We start from the raw sequence: 17,444 nt of genomic DNA, 5'->3' as shown, positions 1-17,444 counted from the left end.
GCTCACCATTCGCTCACGACGATCCGTCGCCGCGACCGGAGCGGAAGGAGCGCAGAGGGTCGCGCACCAGACGGTCTTTCAGTTCGCGAACCTGCCGGCGGCTGACGGGCAGCTCCACTTCGGGGGTCTGGCCGTTCGCGCGGATCATCACCTTGGTGCCGGTACCTGCGGTCCGCAGCCCGGTCACCATCGGAAGCGCGACGAGGTACGACCGGTGTATCCGCGCGAAACCTGCGTCGGCCCAATGGGATTCGAGCGTAGAGAGGGTCACTCGAACCAGATAGTCACCGCTGGCGGTGTGCAGGCGGGCGTAGTCGCCGACGGCTTCGACCCACGAGATCGTGTCGCGCTGGATCAAGGACGTCACGCCCCCGCGCTCGACGGGGATCACGCTTGTGCTGAGCCCCGTCGATGAAATGCCTGAGTCGGCGGACGTGTCCGTGTCCCCGGCGATTTCGGCGGTGGCTGGGTCGGCGCCCGCAGCGGCAGGGTCGGCATCGGTCCCGGCGGTGTCGCCGACGAGCGTGTCCGGACGGCTCGCCAGGACACGCTCGATCGCCTGCGCGAGACGCCGTGCGCGCAGTGGTTTCAGGAGGTAGTCGACGGCGCCGACGTCGAACGCCTGGACGGCGCGGTCGTCGTGTGCGGTGACGAACACCAGTGCGGGCGGGGTCGCGTAGCGGGCGAGGACGGTGGCGAGCTCCATGCCGTTGAGTCCCGGCATCGAGATGTCCAGGAAGGCGGCGTCCACGGACTGTTCGGAGAGCAGCCGCAGGGCTTCGGTGGCATCGGAGGCGCCGATCACCTCGCCGACCGCCGGGTGTTCGCCGAGCAGAAAAGTCAGTTCGTCGAGGGCGGGGGCTTCGTCATCGACGGCCAGGACGCGCAATGCGGTCATCGGGGCCGTCCTTCCTGCGCCGGATCCGCACGGATGCCGGCGGCGAACTTGGGGACTCGCATGCTGACCTTGGTGCCCGCACCGAGTCCGGTGTCGACGATCAGACCGTAGTCGTTGCCGAAAGCCGAGCGGAGGCGTTGATCGACATTGGTGAGTCCGACGTGTGCGCCCTCGCTCTCGCTCGACGGCGCATCGGAGCCGCTGAGTGCGTCGATGGCGCCGCTGCGCAGCAGTTCGGGGTCCATGCCCACGCCGTCGTCCTCGACGCTGATCTCGCAGTCCGTGCCGGAACCTCGTGCGGTGATCGTGATGGTGCCCTCCTTGCGCCCGGCGAGTCCGTGGCGGACGGCGTTCTCGACGATCGGCTGCAGGGCCAGGAACGGCACGACCACTCCGAGCACCTCCGGATCCACGTGCAGGCGCACGTCCAGGCCCACGCCGAAGCGGGCGCGTTCGAGCGTGAGGTAGCGGTCGATGTTGCGGAGTTCGTCGGCGAGCGCGGTGTACTGACCGGCCGCACGGAACGAGTAGCGGGTGAAATCGGCGAAGTCGAGGATCAGTTCGCGGGCGCGCGCGGGGTCGGTGCGGACGAACGAGGCGATGGTGCCGAGGGCGTTGTAGATGAAGTGCGGGTCGATCTGGGCGCGCAGGGCGAGTACCTCGGCGCGGTCCAGACGCGCCCGCGAGGCGTCGAGCTCGGCCAGCTCGAGTTGGGTGGCCGCGTAATTGGCGACCTCGGTGAGCGCGCCGATCTGCCCGGGGCCGGGCTGGCGGACGGTGGCGACCACGAGCACTCCGGCGCTGATGTCGTCGGTGAGCAACGGCGCGGCGATCAGTGTGCGGACGAAGTCCGGCGAGCCGCCGGGGGCGTCGAACATGGTGCGGCGCTGGGCGTCGAGCGCCTCCCGGGCGAGAGCTGTCGCATCGCGCACGACGGGCGCGGTCCAGATGTCGGGGTCGCCGTCGCGGGCGAGGAGGGCGCCGTCGGCGTCGAACAGCGCGACGCCCTCGGTGGCGGTCAGTGCGCGCAGCGGCCCGACCGCTTCGGCCGCGGACTCGCCGGTGAGGCCGCCGCGGAGCGGATGCGCTGCGGCCGCGGCGGCGGCGAGAGTCTGGTGGACGGCGCGTTCGTGCGGGGTCGAGACCATCCGGCGCGTCCGCAGGACGATCACGAACAGCACCACGGCCAGCGCGGTGCCCAGCACCCCGATCGCGACCAGTTCACCGGACATGATGCTCCATGTTCCGAAGCTACCAACGCCCAGCGTTTCCTCCACTCAGCACATGCGTCGTCGCCTCATCATCCTGCTCGTTCTCGTCGTGGCCCTGGCGGGCTGGGTGCCGGCCGGGCGGACGACGGCCGCCTCCGAACTCGTCGCCGCCCGAACGGCGGTGTTCGGTGCGGACAACGTCGACCAGGGCACGGGGGCGATCCGCGCCGACCGCGTCATCTTCTCCTGGTTCGGTGTCGCCAATTTCGCGGTTGCGATGCGCGGACCGGTCTTTCTACTGGACGCGTGGGTGCCCAACGTCTACCCGGGATACGTGCCGACGACGCCGACGCAACTCGCGGCGCTGCGGCCGTCGCACATCTTCATAGGGCACGCACATTTCGATCACGCCGCCGACGCCGTGGACATCGCGCGTGCCTCCGGCGCCCGGATCGTCGGCTCAGCCGAGCAGTGTGGGTTCTTCCGGTCCCAGAGCCGGTCGGTCCGGTGCGATGTGGTCAGCCCGGCCGGCGCGCCGCCCGCGAGCACGACGACATACCACGGACTGCCGGGCATCGGGGTGACCGCTGTGCGGCACCTGCATTCGCAGATCCACTCCCCCGCCGGTCACCTGCCGCCGCTGCTGCCGTTGCCGCCCAGTGGGCGCCTGCTGACCGATCCGCCGACCACCCCCGCCCTGACTCGGCTGGTGCCGCACCTGAACGATCCCGAGGGCGGAACCGTGCTGTACAAGTTCACCGTCGGCGGGAAGTCGATCGTCTGGCACGACTCGGTGGGCCCGGTCGGTCAAGATCCGGCAGGACCGGAGATCCTGGCCGCGCTCGGCCGACTCGGTCCGGTCGATCTGCACGTCGGCGCGATTCAGGGTTTCAACGAGATGACCAACGGCCTCGGCGATGCGATTACATCGAGGCGGTGGGTGCGGCCGTGTTCGTGCCCGGCCATCACGACGACTGGTTCCCGGGGCTGGCGACTCCGGCGACGAGCCGGGAGGCGGCGTTCTTCTCGGCGCTGAAGTCGATCGACCACCGGCCGCAGGTCCGCTACCTGCGTGATCCGGCTGACTACCTCGACCCCGATCGGGTGACGGTGCCGCTCAGCTGACCGGCCCGTCGCCCGTACCGTGACGTAGCGATCCGCCTCGGGACGGTGACCGGGCAGAGAACACAGCCGTCACCCGGGGAACGTCACAGTACGGACATCGCGTCCCCGGGTACGTCACAGCACGGACGGGCGGGTCAGCGAAGGGCGCGCCGGAGGAGTTTGCCGGTGGCGGTGCGCGGCAGGGCGGTCACCATCTCGACCTCGCGCGGGTACTTGTGGGGGGCGAGCCGGGCTCGGGCGAAGGCGATGACGCGATCGGCGTCGAGGTCGCTGCCTGCGACCGCCACCACATAGGCCTTCACCGTTTCGCCGCGATACTCGTCGGGGATGCCGATCACCGCGGCCTCGGCGATGTCCGGATGCCCGGTCAGGACCCGCTCCACCTCTGACGGCCACACCTTGTATCCGGCCGCGTTGATCTGGTCCTTCTTGCGATCGACGATGTAGAACCAGCCGTCGGCATCCATGAAGCCCACGTCGCCGGTGCGCAGTGCCCCGTCGGAGAAGGCATCGGCGGTGGCCGCCGGATCGTGCCAGTACCCGGAGATCACCTGCGGACCCATCGTCACGATCTCGCCGATTTCGCCGACCGGCAGATCGGCGCCGTCGTCGTCGACGACCCGGACCATCGTGTCGAACACCGGCACCCCGACGGAGAGCGCATTCGAATCGGGATCGACCGGCGCGCGGGTGCCCGGTGGAACGGCGTGCGACGGCGACGTGGTCTCGGTCTGGCCGTAGATGTTGTGGATGTAGGCGCCGAGCCGCTCGGCCAGCCGATCGGCGACATCGGGATCGACGGGGGCGCCGCCGGAGTAGCGCAGCCGCAGCGACGCGAGATCGGCCGCGTCGACGCCGGGATCGTCGGCGAGCGCGATGTAGGCGGTGATCACCGCGACGCAGAAAGCCGGTCGGTGAGTCCGGGCCGCTTCGGCGATGACCCGCGGATGGAACCGGTGCGTCAGGACCAGCGCTCCGCGATTGAGCATCGCCAGCGCGACGCCGCCCACCAGGCCGGTGACGTGGAACACCGGCGCCAGAGCGAGTACCGGTTCGCCGGTCAGCAGACCGCTCCAATCGCGATAGACCTGGGCACTGAAGGCGAGGTTGGCGTGCGTGATCTGTGCACCCTTCGGCGGTCCGGTGGTCCCGGAGGTGGCGGCCAGCACCGCGATGTCCGACGGCCCGACCCGGCGGGCGGCGGCCCCAGCCCCGTCAGCCCCAGCCCCGTCAGCCCCAGCCCCGTCAGCCCCAGCCCCGGCGCTGCCGTCGGCGTCGTCATGTCGGCGCTCGGCGACGAGATCGGACAGATCGACGGTATCGGCAGGCCGGCGGCGGGTGAGCGCACCGAAGATCCGCGGGTCGTCGACACGCTGGCCGTCCAGCGCCGAGGCGGTGACCACGATGCGCACGCCGGTGTCACCGCGGGAGAGGATCCGGCGGAGGCGGTCGGTGTAGATGTCGTCGAGCAGCAGGATCGCCGACGGGGTGAACGCCTCCAGGGCCGCGGTCAGTTCCTCGGTGGTCGACATGGGACTGACCAGTGCGGCGGTGCCGCCGGCCTTCCATGCGGCCACCAGACCGATCACGAAGGCGGGATCGTTCTGCAGACACAGGGCGAGCCGGTCTCCGGGGGCGAAACTGCGGGCGATGAGCAGGACCGCCAGCGCCCCGGCGGCGCGGTCCACGTCCGCCCAGGTGAGGACCTGGTCGAAATAGCAGACGGCAGGGTCCTGCGGGTGGTCGGCGACGGCGGCGTCGAACATGTCCAGGGCGGTGGCGTACTCCCGGCGCAGGTGCGCAGAACGGCCCGGCGGATAGGCCGCGAGCCAAGGTTTCTCGTCGTAGCCGGTCACGGGGCCAGTCTAGGACGCACCGTCGTCGCCGCGTCCGGCTATTGTGTTCAGTGTGACTGAACATGTGCCGCGCGGCGTGGGTCCGGTGATTCGGGACATCCGGCGGCGTCGGGGGTTCACGCTGCGCGCGCTGGCGGCGGAACTGGACGTCAGTGTGGGCACCATGAGCGCGATCGAGAACGACAAGGTGGCGATGACGCTTGGTCGGCTGCGTGCGCTGGCGGCCGTGCTGCAGGTCGCGGTCGCCGATCTGGCCGATCCGCTCGTCGAGCCGGGCCGTCGGCCGTCCGCGCCGTCGGCGGCGGAGGCGCACTGGCGCGTGTTCGAGCCGCTGGAGCTGGACCCGGTGCTCCAGGCTGCGCTCGACGTGTTCGCGGAGACCGGCTATCACGGGGCGACGATGCGGGTGCTCGCGGCGGCAGCCGACCTCAGCGTGGCCAGCATCTATCGCTATCACCGCAGTAAGGAGCGGGTTCTGGTGGCGCTGGTCGATGCCCAGCTCGACGATCTGCAGTGGCGGATCGACGCGGCTGCCGGCGGTGTGCCGTCGCCCGCGGCGGCCTTCGCGCAGATGGTGCAGGCGCTCGTCCTGGCGCATGTTCACCGTCGCGACCTCTCCTTCATCGTGGAAACCGAGTTGCGGAGCCTGCAGGAGCCCGACCGCAGCAGGATCGCGGCGGCACGCCGGGCGGTGCCGCGCGCGCTGGTCGGCGCCGCGACTGCTGCGGTGGCTGCGGGCGAGTTCTCGACCGGCTCGCCGGAGGCCACCGCACATGCCGTGGTGTCGCTGTGCCGCGCAGTGCCGTTCCGCTACGACGGCGTCCAGCCCTTCGACTCGGCGGCGATCGCCGCCGAGTATGCCGACCTCGCAGCGGCCATGATGGGACAGTGAAGTTCAGAATTGCTGAACACTCTGATGAGTTCTTGTCGCGACTGAACATGCTGGTGGCGGCGATATTTGAAGGCGCTTGACGAATCTGTCGGGCCGTGTGATTCTCATCTCAGCCATCCGGCTAAACGATCGTTCACCCTGCGCCGCCCGCAAGCGTCCGCCAGGTCCCTGTGAAAGGTTCTCTTCCGATGACCACTGTTCCCGATCTCACCGAACTGCTCGCCGACTCGCCCAGCAACTGGGGCAAGTGGGGCCCGGACGACGAAGTGGGCAGCCTCAACTACCTCACCGCGGCCCAGGTGCTCGCCGGCGTCTCGCTGATCAAGCGCGGTGACCTGTTCACTCTCCAGCGCCTCATCGGCGACCCGAAGGGTGATCCGGTCTGGCCGGGCAGGTCTCCGGCGAGCAAAGAGATGGTCTTCGACGAGTCGGACTGGGACGAGGGCGGCGAAGGCCCGCAGTTCCCCGGCGGTCTGCACTACGCCGACGACAAACTCGAGGCCTTTCTGCAGGGCTCGACGCAGTACGACGCGCTCGGCCACGTGTGGTACGACGGGCAGATCTGGAACGGATATGACGCTCGCACCACCATCGGCGGACTGCAGAAGGCCAGCGTCGAACCGATCGCCGAGCGTGGAGTGGCCGGCCGTGCGGTGCTCCTGGACTTGGCGCGCTGGCGCGGGGTCGAAGCTCTCGGGCCAAAAGAAGCGTTCGATCACGAGGATCTGCAGGCCTGTGCGGCCGCACAAGGCGTGGAGTTGCGCCCGCGCGACATCGTGCTTCTGCGCACCAACCACCTGGAGCTCTTCTTCGCCGATGCGGAGGGCTTCTACGCCGACTTCGGTGAGCCCGGCCTGACGTACTCGCCGGCCCTTGTGCAGTGGTTCGCCGAGATGGAGATTCCGAATCTGGTGACCGACACGATCGCCAACGAGGTGACCTACGATCCCGAGAGCGGTGCCGCGCTGGTGCTGCACAACGCCCTCATGCGCAACTTGGGCATCGCCTTCACCGAGATCTGCGATCTCGAGAAGCTCGCCGCCGACTGCGCCGAGGACGGCGTCTACGAGTTCTTCTACGTCGCGGCGCCGTTGAAGATCCACCGGGCTTCGGGCTCGCCGGTCAACCCGGTGGTCATCAAGTGACGTACGCCGAGCGCCCGTGGCTGGCGCGCTATCCCGTCGGAACGCCGGCCGACATCATCCAGGAACACGGGACCGCCCTGGGAGTGTTCGACGCGGCGGTCGAGGCCGCCCCTGACGCCGCCTTCTTGCAGTACTTCGGGACGTCGCAGAGTTTCGCCGACGTCGACCGGGCCTCTCGCGCGCTCGCTGCGACTCTCGCAGACCGGGGGTTCTCGGCTGGTGATCGGCTGGCACTCTACGTGCAGAACAACCCGGCGTTCGTCATCGGGATGATCGCCGCGTGGCGCCTGGGCGGCATCGCCGTGGCCGTCAACCCGATGAACAAGGCGCGTGAGCTGACCTACCTGCTGGCCGACTCCGGGGCCACGGCGCTGCTCGCCCTGGACGACCTGTACGCGCAGGTCGGCAAGGACGTCGTCGAGAACGGCGACACCGCGGTGTCGACGGTGATCACCTGCTCGGCCCGGGATATGCAGGACCGTGACGATGCGCGCCTGTTCGCCGGGCTGGAGCGGATCCGGGTCGAGGGCACGCTGGACCTCGCGACAGTCGTCGCCGCAGGGGGTGGGGACGAACTCGCGGATCCAGGCCTCGGTCCGGACGACGTGGCTGTGCTCGCGTACACCTCGGGCACCACGGGCGACCCGAAGGGAGCGATGAACACGCACGGGAACTTCGCCTTCAACGCCCAGGTCTATCGCGAATGGACTGGCCTGCGGCCGGGGGAGGGCGTGCTCGGCGTCGCTCCGCTGTTCCACATCACAGGACTGGTCGGACACATCATGGTGGCGATGCTGGTCCGCTCTCCGCTGATCCTGGCGCATCGGTTCGAGCCGGCGGTCATGGTGGATGCGATTCGTGAATACCGCCCGGTGTTCACGGTCGGCGCGATCACCGCGTTCGGGGCGCTCGCCGCGGTTCCCGGCGTCGCCCCGGAGGACTTCTCGAGTCTGCGGATCCTGTACTCGGGCGGTGCGCCCATCGCTCCCGCGGTAGGAGACCGTCTGGAGAAGACGTTCGGTGCGTACATCCACAACATCTACGGGCTCACCGAGACCAACTCGCCGTCGCATGCGGTGCCGCTGGGGGTCCGTGCCCCCGTCGACCCGGCTTCCGGTGCGCTGTCCGTGGGCGTTCCGGTGTTCAACACGGTGGTGCGGGTGGTCGGGGCTGACGGCGCCGACGTGCCGGTCGGCGAGGTCGGCGAGTTCGTCACCTCGGGACCGCAGGTGGTGCCGGGCTACTGGAACAAGCCGGAAGCGACCGCGACGTCGATCCCCGGCGGCGAACTGCACACCGGAGACGTCGGATTCATGGACGACGACGGATGGTTCTACGTCGTCGACCGCATGAAGGACATGATCAACGCATCCGGCTACAAGGTGTGGCCACGCGAGGTGGAGGACGTGCTGTACACGCATCCGGCGATCCGGGAGGCGGCGGTGGTCGGGGTGCCCGACGAGTATCGGGGGGAGACGGTGAAGGCGTTCGTGGCCCTCCACGCGGGCGCCGAACTCGAGCCCGACGAACTCATCGACTTCGCCAAGTCGCAGATGGCGGCGTACAAGTATCCGCGGAGCGTCGAGATCGTCGACGAACTGCCCAAGACGGTGACCGGGAAGATCCTGCGTCGGGAACTGCGGACCGCCGACTGAGGCGGCCGACCCACGGGACCGGGGACGTGCCCGCGCACGTTCCCGGCTCGTCGGTGGCGAGGTTACCGAGAGTCGTCGAACCGGGAGGAGACGCTGCGACCGAGGCGGGCGACCTGCTGGTCGACGGCGACGATGGTCTCGGCCATCTGCTTGCCGGTCAGCAGAGCGGCGAGGCCGGTGTCCAGGAACGGCTTCGCGAAGCGGAGGACACCGACCCATTCGGGGCAGTAGACCCGGCGCCTACGCTGCTCGATGCCCTTCGCGAAGGCGACGCCGCACTTGTCGATGGTGGTGACGTGGCTCAACGGGCCGGGAAGGTGCGCCAGCATCTCGCGGAACGCGGGCAGGTCCGACTGCGCGTCGCGGACCATCGGGGTATCGATCCAGCTCATGTGCGCGCTGCCGACGTCGACGCCCAGATGCGCGACCTCCTGCCGCAACGCGCCGGCGAAGCTCTCGACACCCGATTTGGAGGTGCAGTAGGCGGCCAGGCTCGGTGCGGTGACGAACGCGGCCATCGACGAGACCACGAGTACGTATCCGCGGCGGTCGATGATCGAGGGAAGGGCGGCGCGCACGGTGTGGAAGACGCCGTTCACGTTGACGTCGATCAGTCGGTGGAAGGCCTCGGGTTCCACGTGCAGGACGCTGCCGTAGCTGGCGATGCCCGCGTTCGCGACCACCACGTCGAGTCCGCCGAAGCGTTCGACTCCCTGCGCCACGGCGGCCTCCATGGCGGGCAGGTCGGTCACGTCGGCGACGATGCCGAGCGCGTGCCCCACCCCGAGCTGGTCCACGGTCTCGTCGAGCGCGTTGCGGTCGATGTCGGTGAGGATCACTCGCGCGCCGCGCTTGACCACCTGGAGCGCGGTTTCCGCACCGACCCCGTTGCCGCCGCCGGTGATGAGGACGACCTTGCCGCTCAGGTTGCTGCCCATGGGGCGAAAGCCTACTCGGAAGTCTGTGTCGGACGACACAGCCAAGCCGAGCGGCCGGAGCGGTGCGGACCGGACGGCGACAGTTCACCTGCGCGATCCAGTGGGTTCAGCTCGCGCTGCTGTCATGGCCGCATGGGATATCTGATGACGATGGGCGCGGTCGCCGTGGTGCCGCTGACGGTCTTGCTGTTCGCCCGCGAGGATCGCCGCGCGAGCGCGGACACCTCCGCCGACTGACGCTCCGCTCGCGGACCCGCGCGCTCACGCGCGACGACACCGGCCGTATGCGGTCCGCGGGCGGCAATGTTCCCTCGGCGGTCCGTATACGGCCGCTGTTGTACGGCGTGGCGGGTGATCTCGACTTCGCTCGATCGGCGAGGGGCTCGATCGGCGAGGGGGCTCGATCGGCGAGGGGGCTCGATCAGCGCGGGGCCCGATCGGAGGGGGTGCTCGATCGGCGTCGGCCTCTCGGCGACCCTGCGTCGGGTCGACGCAATGCGCCTTGCACTCTCCTGGGGCGAGTGCTAAAAACGAGGTTGGCACTCACGGCATGTGACTGCCAGGTCGGGACGGTGAGGCCGGTCCAACAGACACCCCGGTCGTCCGTCGCGGGCACCGAGTCCGGCCCACGAACCTAGTGTCACCCCCTACCGGAGGATCACTTACCAATGGCAAAGCAGATTGCTTTCGACGAAGAGGCCCGTCGCGGCCTCGAGCGGGGCCTGAACGTCCTCGCCGACACCGTCAAGGTCACCCTCGGCCCCAAGGGCCGCAACGTCGTCCTGGAGAAGAAGTGGGGCGCCCCCACGATCACCAACGACGGCGTCTCGATCGCCAAGGAGATCGAGCTCGAGGATGCCTACGAGAAGATCGGCGCCGAGCTCGTCAAGGAGGTCGCCAAGAAGACCGACGACGTCGCGGGCGACGGCACCACCACCGCCACCGTGCTGGCACAGGCGCTGGTCCGCGAGGGCCTGCGCAACGTCGCCGCCGGCTCCAACCCGATGGGCCTCAAGCGCGGCATCGAGAAGGCTGTCGAGGCCGTCTCCGACTCGCTGCTCGCCTCGGCCACCGAGATCGAGACCAAGGAGCAGATCGCTGCCACCGCGGGCATCTCGGCCGGCGACCAGAGCATCGGCGACCTGATCGCCGAGGCCATGGACAAGGTCGGCAACGAGGGCGTCATCACCGTCGAGGAGTCGAACACCTTCGGCCTGCAGCTCGAGCTCACCGAGGGCATGCGCTTCGACAAGGGCTACATCTCCGGCTACTTCGTCACCGACGTCGACCGCCAGGAGACCGTCCTGGAGGATCCCTACGTCCTGACCTACTCGGGCAAGATCTCGACCGTCAAGGACCTGCTCCCGCTGCTGGAGAAGGTCATTCAGGCCGGCAAGTCGCTGCTCATCATCGCCGAGGACGTCGAGGGCGAGGCCCTGTCGACCCTCGTGGTGAACAAGCTGCGCGGCACCTTCAAGTCCGTCGCGGTCAAGGCCCCGGGCTTCGGTGACCGCCGCAAGGCCATGCTCGCCGACATCGCCATCCTCACCGGTGGCGAGGTCATCAGCGAAGAGGTCGGCCTCTCGCTGGAGACCGCCGGTCTGGAGTCGCTGGGCACCGCGCGCAAGGTCGTGGTGACCAAGGACGAGACCACCATCGTCGACGGTGCGGGCGACAACGAGCAGATCGCCGGTCGCGTCGCTCAGATCCGCAACGAGATCGAGAACAGTGACAGCGACTACGACCGCGAGAAGCTGCAGGAGCGCCTGGCCAAGCTGGCCGGCGGTGTCGCGGTGATCAAGGCCGGCGCCGCCACCGAGGTGGAGCTCAAGGAGCGCAAGCACCGCATCGAGGACGCCGTCCGCAACGCCAAGGCTGCCGTCGAGGAGGGCATCGTCGCCGGTGGCGGCGCTGCGCTCCTCCAGTCGGAGTCGGCCGTCGACGGGCTGTCGCTTACCGGTGACGAGGCCACCGGTGCACAAATCGTCAAGGTCGCGCTCTCGGCTCCGGCCAAGCAGATCGCCGTCAACGCCGGGCTGGAGCCGGGCGTCGTCGCCGACAAGATCCGCAACTCCGCGCAGGGCACCGGCCTCAACGCCGCCACCGGCGAGTACGAGGACCTGCTGGCCGCCGGCATCAACGACCCGGTGAAGGTCACCCGCTCGGCGCTGCAGAACGCTGCCTCGATTGCGGCACTGTTCCTCACCACCGAGGCCGTCGTCGCCGACAAGCCGGAGAAGAACCCGGCCCCGGCGATGCCGGGCGGCGACGAGATGGGCGGCATGGGCTTCTGATCGCCTAGCTTTCCGCGCAGTCGCGCTGAACAGACCGAAGGCCGGTCACCGCGAGGTGGCCGGCCTTCGGCGTTCGTGCACGATTTGACCTCAAGTGAACTTGAGGTAGTGCAGTGGTAGGCATGAACCGAAGGCAGGTGCGACGATGAGCATGGAATCCGTGGCGTGGGACGTCATGTACAAGTCGATGACCTCGACGGACGGCGTCTCGCGCGCCGATCGCCGTCAGACGCTCCGCCGGATCGCCGAGTTCGCGCGGCCCCACCGTCGTCGTATCGCGGTGTTCCTGCTTCTGTCGGTGATCACGGCCGTGCTCACGGTCGTCACGCCGCTGCTCGCCGGGCGGGTGGTGAACCTGATCGCCGCGGCCGATTCCGCGGCGGCCTCGACCATCGTCTGGCTGGCTGTGCTCATCGCCGTGATCGCGGTCGCCGAGGCAGGTGTCGGCATCGCGACCCGGTGGCTCTCGGCGAATCTCGGCGAGGGCCTGATCCTCGATCTGCGTCGCGCCGTGTTCGACCACGTCCAGCGCATGCCGGTCGCCTTCTTCACCCGCACGCGCACCGGGGCCCTGGTGAGCCGGCTGAACAACGACGTCATCGGCGCGCAGCGAGCATTCAGCGACACCCTCTCAGGCGTGGTCTCGAACTCGGTGTCGCTGGTCCTGACCCTCGGTGTGATGTTCGCGATCAGCTGGCAGATCACGCTGCTGGCGCTGATACTGCTGCCGGTGTTCGTGGTGCCGGCCCGCCGGATGGGCACGCGGATGGCGGGCCTGGCCCGCGAGTCGGCCGAGTACGACGCGCGGATGTCGACGCAGATGACCGAGCGCTTCTCCGCGCCCGGGGCGACCCTGGTGAAACTGTTCGGCCGCCCCGAAGCGGAGTCGCGCGAGTTCGCGCGGCGGGCCGACGCCGTGCGCGACATCGGCGTCCGCCAGGCGATGCTGCAGGAGTACTTCTACACCGCGCTCATGCTGGTGTCGGCGCTGGCGCTCGCGCTGGTCTACGGACTCGGCGGCTGGCTCGCCGTTCACCAGCACCTCTCGGCGGGCGCCGTCGTCGCCCTGGCCCTGTTGCTCACTCGCATGTACGCGCCATTGACGGCGCTGGCCAACGCGCGGGTGGAGATCATGAGCGCGCTGGTCAGCTTCGAGCGGGTCTTCGAGGTCCTCGACCTGCCGCCGCTGATCGCCGACAGCCCCGACGCGGTGGGCGTTCCCGCCCCTGAGCGCGGCGTCCGCCTCCGGTTCGACGGCGTCTCGTTCGCCTACCCGGCCGCTGACAAGGTCTCGCTCGCCTCGCTGGAGGAGGTCGCCCAGCTCGACAACCGCGGCGGCGAGCAGATTCTGCACGACGTCGACCTCGACGTGCCGCCCGGCGCGATGGTCGCCCTGGTCGGCAGTTCCGGCGCGGGCAAGTCGACCGTCGCCTCGCTGGCCACGCGCCTGTACGACGTCGACGCCGGCAGTGTGCGGCTCAACGGCGTCGACGTGCGCGACCTGACGACGGAGTCGGTGCATCGTACCGTGGGGCTGGTGACCCAGGACGGGCACCTCTTCCACGACACCGTGCGCGCGAACCTCGCCTTTGCCGCGCCGGGCTGCACCGAGGGCGACCTCTGGTCTGCGCTGGAACGCGCCCGGCTCGACGACCTGGTCCGCTCCCTCCCCAACGGGCTCGACACGGTGGTCGGCGAACGCGGCTACCGACTCTCGGGCGGCGAGCGCCAGCGCCTGACCATCGCCCGGCTGCTCCTGGCCCGGCCCTCGGTGGTGATCCTCGACGAGGCCACCGCGCATCTGGACTCGACGTCGGAGGCGGCGGTGTCCGAGGCGCTCGCCGAGGCGCTGGCGGGGCGGACGTCGCTGGTGATCGCGCATCGCCTCTCGACGGTGCGGGCGGCGGACGAGATCGTGGTCCTCGAGGCCGGGCACGTCGTCGAACGCGGCGACCACGCGACGCTGCTCGCTCTCGGCGGCCGGTACGCCGAGCTGTATCGGACCCAGTTCGCGCCGGCGTGAGAGGTCTGCGGCGCCGATCTCTGCCGGATCCGCCGGGGCGTCGGCCGATTTGTGTCCGATGTCGTAAGCGGGCTCATGGCCCGTCCGAAGCGGCCCTACGATGACCCCATGACCGACACCGCGACGTCGAGCGCGACTACCGTCCCCGGAGCCCCGAGCCCGTTCCCTACCCTCCCCAACTGGCGCGACCTCGGCTACTGGCCGGCCGCCGACGGCAAGATCGTGCGACCGGGGATGCTGTACCGCACCACCGAGTTCGAGAAGACCAGCGAGGCCGATCTCAAGGCCGTCGGCGACCTCGGTCTGGCCACGATCGTGGATCTGCGGACCGTCCCGGAACGGGGCGCCTGCCCGGATCCGGTGTTCGACGACGTGGGTCCGCTGTGGCTGAACATCCTCGAGGATGCTCCGCACACCGCCGGCGCCAACCCGATGAAGTACGCCACCGATCCGTCGGCCGTCAAGGAACTCACGCCCACGGTCGCGCAGGAGATGATGATCGGCACCTATCAGCAGCTGATCAACTCCGACAGCGCTCTCCGCTACTACGGCGAGTTCTACACGCTGCTGCTGGCCGGCGACCTGACGCCGACCGCCTTCCACTGCACCACCGGCAAGGACCGCACCGGCTGGACCGCGGCGTCGTTCCTCAGCCTCATGGGGGTGGCGAAGGACGACGTGTACAAGGACTATCTGCTCACCAACTCCAGGCTGCTGCCGGCGCTGGCGCCGCTGGTGGCGCAGTTCGAGAAGCAGGGAGTCGATGCGGGTGCGCTGAATTCGCTCCTGGGTGTGGAGAAGGTCTACCTGGACACCGCCTTCGATCTCGTCGCCAAGGGGTGGGGCACGCTGGAGAACTACTTCGCCGAGGGGCTGGGAATCGATGTCGACGGGCAGGCGGAGCTGCGTGCGCGGTACCTGGTCGATCCGTCCTGATCGCCGATCGTCCGGCCTCGGAGGCAGGCGGTGAGGCATATTGACTGACATGACCCGTTCTCCCGCGCTGCCCGCTCCCAGCCCGATCGCCGCTCTGCCCAACCTCCGGGACCTGGGCGGGTGGACCGGCGTCGACGGTAGGCCTGTCCAGACCGGAAAGCTGTTCCGCTCCACGGACTTCCGTTCCTTGCCCGGCGACGCACATCAGGAGCTCGCCCCGCTCGGACTGCAGACCATCTACGACCTCCGCTCCGCCTCCGAACGGCAGGCGATGCCCGATCCGGCACTCGACGGCGTCACCGACGTGCCCCTCGACGTGTTGGCTGACGAGGCCCAGGCCATCCCCGGGAACCTGGGCCAGATCCTCGAGGACCCGAAGGTGGTGCACGAACTCACCGCGGCGATGGAGGGCAAGGCGATCGAGATGATGGCCGGGACCTACCGCAGGTTCGTCACTATGGGGAGCGCGCGGGCGTCGTACCGCCGCTTCTACCTCGGTCTGCTCGGCGAGGACAGGGGGCCGGCCTTGTTCCACTGCACCACCGGCAAGGACCGCACCGGGTGGGCCGCCGCCAGCTTCCTGAGCATCGTCGGCGTCGACCGCGACGACGTGTACGACGACTATCTGGAGACCAACCGGCGATTGCTGCCGGCGCTGCAGCCGCTGTTCGACAAGTTCGCGAGCGCCGGCGGCGACCCCGACCTGCTCAAGCCGCTGCTCGGGGTGCAGCGGCAGTACCTCGACGCGGCGTTCGACGAAGTGGACAAGAACTTCGGCGACGTGCCGACCTACTTCGACAAGGCGCTCGGCATCGATGCCGCGGCGCAGGAGCGGCTGCGCGCGACTTATCTCGCCGGCTGACACGACGATCGGCTCCTCACTCCGAAGCCGACGAAGGAAGGTAGGTTTACGGCATGGCCGTCTCGGTATCCAACGAATTCGACATCAACGCACCGGCGTCCGTAGTGATGGAGGTGCTTCAGGACATCTCGTCGCTCCCGGACTGGTCCAGCGCTCACAGCGCGGCGGAGGTGCTCACCACGCACGACGACGGCATGCCCGACAGGGTGAAGGTCTCCGTCGGCATGCTCGGCATCAACGACACCCAGGAGCTCGCCTACACGTGGACCGAGAACGTGTGCTCGTGGACGCTGCTGGAGAGCTCGCAGCTGGCCGAGCAGCAGGGCTCGTACACGCTCACCTCGACCGGTGACGACTCCACCCACGTGGTGTTCACGCTCGAGGTCGACCTGAAGATCAAGCTCCCCGGGTTCTTGGTCAAGAAGGGCCAGAAAGCTGCCGCCGAGACCGCGAAGAAGGGCCTCACCGCTGAAGCCGAGCGCCGCGCGGCGGAGTGACCCGCGCGCCCGACCTGACGACGCCGCGCCGCCCTCTTCCCGGGGCGGCGCGGCGTCGTCGTCGAACGGTTCGGCTCGGCACCCGGGACTTTGGTAACCCGTCACCCTCTCGAACAACGCCGTCAGCGGTCGCGCTATAGGCTGTCAGGCGTGGACGACTACATCTCACTCGACGACATCGAGATCGGCGCAGACCTCTCCAAGGTCTCCGGTCGGAAGGCACTGCAGAACGTCGTCGATCTGACCGACACCCGCGGTTTCGCCGTCGTCGACGACGATGACGACGACCCGATCCTCCTCACTCTTCCGCAGCGCAACGTGGTCGACACCTGGCGCGAGGACTATCCGTACGAAGAGCGCATGAACCGCGCCGAGTACGAGTCGCAGAAGCGCCTGCTCCAGGTGGAACTGCTGAAGTTGCAGAAGTGGACCAAGCAGAACGGGATCCGCCACCTGCTGGTGTTCGAGGGCCGCGATGCCGCGGGCAAGGGCGGCACCATCAAGCGGTTCAACGAGCACCTCAATCCCCGCGGCGCGCGCACCGTCGCGCTGGAGAAGCCTTCCGAGCGCGAGTCCACCGAGTGGTACTTCCAGCGCTACGTCCAGCACCTCCCGGCTGCCGGGGAGATGGTCTTCTTCGACCGCTCCTGGTACAACCGCGCCGGCGTGGAGCGGGTAATGAGTTTCTGCACCCCGGAACAATACGAGCAGTTCCTGGACCAGGCGCCGGCCTTCGAGAAGATGCTGGTCGACGACGGCATCAGCCTGGTCAAGTTCTGGTTCTCGGTCAGCCCCCTCGAGCAGCGCACGCGGTTTGCGATCCGGCAGATCGATCCGGTGCGCCAGTGGAAGCTGTCGCCGATGGACCTGGCGTCGCTGGATCGCTGGAACTCGTATTCCGACGCCAAGGAGACGATGTTCGCCCGCACCGACACCGACTGGGCGCCGTGGACCGTGGTCAAGAGCAACGACAAGAAGCGAGCGCGGCTCAACGCCATGCGCCATGTGCTGAGTCTGCACGAGTACGACGGCAAGGATCACGAGCTGGTCGGCGAGCCCGATCCGCGGATCGTGGCTCGCGCCCGCGACACCATCGGCGACTGATTGGATTC

Annotated in this window: 14 protein-coding genes; 10 read left to right on the top strand and 4 right to left on the bottom strand. The window is 68.9% G+C overall.

What is annotated here, in order from left to right:
• Window positions 1-13: 13 nt before the first annotated feature.
• Entirely contained in the window at window positions 14-898 is an 885-nt protein-coding gene (locus tag C6V83_RS17660; protein ID WP_105943516.1) for a LytR/AlgR family response regulator transcription factor, read from the bottom strand.
• Complete coding sequence (locus C6V83_RS17655; RefSeq protein WP_105943515.1) at window positions 895-2,130, bottom strand: sensor histidine kinase; 1,236 nt, start codon at window positions 2,128-2,130, stop codon at window positions 895-897. Before C6V83_RS17655 ends, C6V83_RS17660 begins: the two co-directional genes overlap by 4 nt.
• Window positions 2,131-2,182: 52 nt before the next feature.
• Here C6V83_RS17655 and C6V83_RS17650 point away from each other — a divergent pair, with 52 nt between their 5' ends.
• Window positions 2,183-3,145, top strand: a complete 963-nt coding sequence (locus C6V83_RS17650) for an MBL fold metallo-hydrolase (protein ID WP_234353797.1) — start codon at window positions 2,183-2,185, stop codon at window positions 3,143-3,145.
• 223 nt (window positions 3,146-3,368) lie between these two features.
• Here C6V83_RS17650 and C6V83_RS17645 read toward each other — a convergent pair whose 3' ends face one another.
• Window positions 3,369-5,090 carry a class I adenylate-forming enzyme family protein gene (locus tag C6V83_RS17645; RefSeq protein ID WP_234353796.1) on the bottom strand — a complete coding sequence of 574 codons (1,722 nt, stop codon included), beginning with the start codon at window positions 5,088-5,090 and terminating at the stop codon, window positions 3,369-3,371.
• 52 nt (window positions 5,091-5,142) lie between these two features.
• Here C6V83_RS17645 and C6V83_RS17640 point away from each other — a divergent pair, with 52 nt between their 5' ends.
• The 3 genes from C6V83_RS17640 to C6V83_RS17630 all read left to right on the top strand — a co-directional run bounded on the left by C6V83_RS17640 (window position 5,143) and on the right by C6V83_RS17630 (window position 8,782).
• The gene (locus tag C6V83_RS17640) at window positions 5,143-5,982 is read left to right on the top strand and encodes a TetR family transcriptional regulator (protein ID WP_234353795.1); all 840 of its coding nucleotides are present in this window, start codon (window positions 5,143-5,145) and stop codon (window positions 5,980-5,982) included.
• Window positions 5,983-6,170: 188 nt separating this feature from the next.
• The gene (locus C6V83_RS17635) at window positions 6,171-7,127 is read left to right on the top strand and encodes a cyclase family protein (RefSeq protein ID WP_105943514.1); all 957 of its coding nucleotides are present in this window, start codon (window positions 6,171-6,173) and stop codon (window positions 7,125-7,127) included.
• Window positions 7,124-8,782, top strand: coding sequence for an AMP-binding protein (locus C6V83_RS17630; protein WP_105943513.1), 1,659 nt, complete (start codon window positions 7,124-7,126; stop codon window positions 8,780-8,782). The genes C6V83_RS17635 and C6V83_RS17630 overlap by 4 nt, the downstream gene beginning before the upstream one ends.
• Before the next feature lie 62 nt (window positions 8,783-8,844).
• Here C6V83_RS17630 and C6V83_RS17625 read toward each other — a convergent pair whose 3' ends face one another.
• Window positions 8,845-9,720, bottom strand: coding sequence for an SDR family oxidoreductase (locus C6V83_RS17625; RefSeq protein WP_105943512.1), 876 nt, complete (start codon window positions 9,718-9,720; stop codon window positions 8,845-8,847).
• A gap of 668 nt (window positions 9,721-10,388) precedes the next feature.
• Between C6V83_RS17625 and groL the strand changes: the two genes are divergently transcribed.
• The 6 genes from groL to ppk2 all read left to right on the top strand — a co-directional run bounded on the left by groL (window position 10,389) and on the right by ppk2 (window position 17,436).
• Complete coding sequence (gene groL / locus C6V83_RS17620) at window positions 10,389-12,014, top strand: chaperonin GroEL (protein ID WP_105943511.1); 1,626 nt, start codon at window positions 10,389-10,391, stop codon at window positions 12,012-12,014.
• A 145-nt stretch (window positions 12,015-12,159) separates the two neighbouring features.
• The gene (locus C6V83_RS17615) at window positions 12,160-14,037 is read left to right on the top strand and encodes an ABC transporter ATP-binding protein (RefSeq protein ID WP_105943510.1); all 1,878 of its coding nucleotides are present in this window, start codon (window positions 12,160-12,162) and stop codon (window positions 14,035-14,037) included.
• Window positions 14,038-14,145: 108 nt separating this feature from the next.
• Complete coding sequence (locus tag C6V83_RS17610) at window positions 14,146-14,973, top strand: tyrosine-protein phosphatase (RefSeq protein WP_105943509.1); 828 nt, start codon at window positions 14,146-14,148, stop codon at window positions 14,971-14,973.
• Between the two features lie 49 nt (window positions 14,974-15,022).
• A complete protein-coding gene (locus tag C6V83_RS17605; RefSeq protein WP_105943508.1) occupies window positions 15,023-15,835 on the top strand; it encodes a tyrosine-protein phosphatase in 813 nt (270 codons plus the stop codon).
• Between the two features lie 53 nt (window positions 15,836-15,888).
• Entirely contained in the window at window positions 15,889-16,332 is a 444-nt protein-coding gene (locus C6V83_RS17600) for an SRPBCC family protein (protein WP_105943507.1), read from the top strand.
• 150 nt (window positions 16,333-16,482) lie between these two features.
• Entirely contained in the window at window positions 16,483-17,436 is a 954-nt protein-coding gene (gene ppk2, locus C6V83_RS17595; protein ID WP_199832550.1) for a polyphosphate kinase 2, read from the top strand.
• Window positions 17,437-17,444 lie beyond the last annotated feature (8 nt).

Source organism: Gordonia iterans (assembly GCF_002993285.1).
Classification (GTDB): Bacteria; Actinomycetota; Actinomycetes; order Mycobacteriales; family Mycobacteriaceae; genus Gordonia; species Gordonia iterans.
The sequence above is the reverse complement of the archived record's forward strand: the minus strand, read 5'-3'. Positions and strand labels throughout refer to the sequence as shown.

Coding starts and splice junctions, on each gene's coding strand:
- C6V83_RS17660 (WP_105943516.1), bottom strand. CDS start 898: ATGACCGCATTGCGCGTCCTGGCCGTCGATGACGAAGCCCCCGCCCTC.
- C6V83_RS17655 (WP_105943515.1), bottom strand. CDS start 2,130: ATGTCCGGTGAACTGGTCGCGATCGGGGTGCTGGGCACCGCGCTGGCC.
- C6V83_RS17650 (WP_234353797.1), top strand. CDS start 2,183: ATGCGTCGTCGCCTCATCATCCTGCTCGTTCTCGTCGTGGCCCTGGCG.
- C6V83_RS17635 (WP_105943514.1), top strand. CDS start 6,171: ATGACCACTGTTCCCGATCTCACCGAACTGCTCGCCGACTCGCCCAGC.
- C6V83_RS17625 (WP_105943512.1), bottom strand. CDS start 9,720: ATGGGCAGCAACCTGAGCGGCAAGGTCGTCCTCATCACCGGCGGCGGC.
- groL (WP_105943511.1), top strand. CDS start 10,389: ATGGCAAAGCAGATTGCTTTCGACGAAGAGGCCCGTCGCGGCCTCGAG.
- C6V83_RS17615 (WP_105943510.1), top strand. CDS start 12,160: ATGAGCATGGAATCCGTGGCGTGGGACGTCATGTACAAGTCGATGACC.
- C6V83_RS17610 (WP_105943509.1), top strand. CDS start 14,146: ATGACCGACACCGCGACGTCGAGCGCGACTACCGTCCCCGGAGCCCCG.
- C6V83_RS17605 (WP_105943508.1), top strand. CDS start 15,023: ATGACCCGTTCTCCCGCGCTGCCCGCTCCCAGCCCGATCGCCGCTCTG.
- C6V83_RS17600 (WP_105943507.1), top strand. CDS start 15,889: ATGGCCGTCTCGGTATCCAACGAATTCGACATCAACGCACCGGCGTCC.